Annotated in this window: 1 protein-coding gene and 1 pseudogene; both read right to left on the reverse strand. The window is 69.7% G+C overall.

Features of this window, described 5'->3' with window-relative positions; translation table 11 throughout:
• A pseudogene (locus JCM9942_RS15565) lies at positions 1-1,216 on the reverse strand (DEAD/DEAH box helicase); the annotation flags it as partial.
• Positions 1,217-1,258: 42 nt separating this feature from the next.
• Positions 1,259-1,592: polysaccharide deacetylase family protein (locus tag JCM9942_RS15570; protein ID WP_172675160.1), on the reverse strand; the 334-nt coding region annotated here is incomplete at its 5' end.

Here is a 1,592-nt window from a genome sequence, read left to right on the forward strand (position 1 = left end):
CTTCTTGCTGGGCCGGCGGCCCTTGATGCCGCCATTGCTATCGGCCACCACGCCTGGCGCCGGTGCCGCCTGCTGCGGTACAAAGCCGGGCAGCACCTCGACCGTCACCGCCAGCCCGTGGCGCTTGCCGATCAGACACCAGTGCGGCATCGCCGCAGCATCGATGAAGCTCACCGCCAGGCCTTTCTCCCCGGCCCGCCCGGTCCGGCCGATGCGGTGCAGGTAATCGGCCGGCGCACGCGGCAATTCGTAATTGACCACCACCGGCAGGCGCGCGATATCGATGCCCCGCGCCGCCAGATCGGTCGCCACCAGCACCCGCAAATGGCCATCCTTGAACGCCTGCAGCATGCCGAAGCGACGGCCCTGCGACAGCTCGCCGTGCAGCGCCTGGGCGCTGATATCGGCTTTGCGCAGCTGCGCGGCCAGCCGGTCGCCCTCGCGGATGCTGGCGACGAACACCAGCACCTGCGGCCACTGCTGTTCTTCCAGCAGCGACAACAGCAGCTCGGCACGGCGGCCGCTGTCGACCTGGACTCGCCCGCTGCTCGATCTCCACTGGCGCCTGCGCGCCCACTTCCAGCCGCTGCGGATCGCGCAGCCCGGCCGCGGCCAGCGCCTGGATATCGGCCGGGAAGGTGGCCGAGAACAGCAAGGTCTGCCGCTGCACCGGCAGCTCGGCCAGCAACTGCCGCAGCTCGGCGCCGAAGCCCAGCTCCAGCAGACGGTCGGCCTCATCGAGCACCAGCAACTGCACCTGCCTGAGTGACAACGCGTTGTGCGCCAGCAGGTCGAGCAGCCGCCCGGGCGTGGCCACGACGATATCGGCACCGCCACGCAAGGCCATCATCTGCGGATTGATCGACACCCCGCCCACCGCACACACCAGATGCGGTTTGCGCGGCAGTTCACGCCCCAGCGTGGCGAATACATCGGCCACCTGCAGCGCCAATTCACGGGTGGGCACCAGTACCAGCTGGGCCAGCACGCGGGGCTTGCGCGGCGGTGACACAAAGAAGCGCTGCAACGCCGGCAGCACGTAGGCGGCCGTCTTGCCGGACCCGGTCGGCGCCAGCGCCACCACATCCCGACCCTTCAACACCAGCGGTACCGCCTGTTGCTGGATCGGGGTCGGCGCCGCATAGCCGGCCTGCTGCAACGCCTGCTGCAGGGCGGGCGATACATAAGGAGACAGGCCGAGCGGGGAAAAAGGCATGGTGCAGATCCGGTACACCGCCGGCATGGCGGGGAGGCGAGTCTACGCCGTTCGCTGTGGCAGGCGTGCACGCAGGCCGCGCGCCTGCAGCTGCTGCAGCAACGCTTCGATGATGGCCAGGGTGTGGCCATGCCCGGCGCCTTCATGCAGCAGCACGATCGCGCCGGGTTGCAGATCCGGTGCGATCCGCGCCATCACCCCTTCCGGAGTGCAACCCACCCCGTCAAAGCCGCGCGCACTCCAGCCCACCCGGGTCAGGCCATGCCGCTTGAGCGCGGCGGCGACAAACGGATTGGTCATGCCCACCACCGAGCGGTACCAGCGCGGCGGGGTGCCGGCGATGGCGGTCAGGGCCTGCTGGCACTGGCCGATCTCG

It is taken from the genome of Stenotrophomonas pictorum JCM 9942 (assembly GCF_001310775.1).
GTDB lineage: Bacteria > Pseudomonadota > Gammaproteobacteria > Xanthomonadales > Xanthomonadaceae > Stenotrophomonas > Stenotrophomonas pictorum.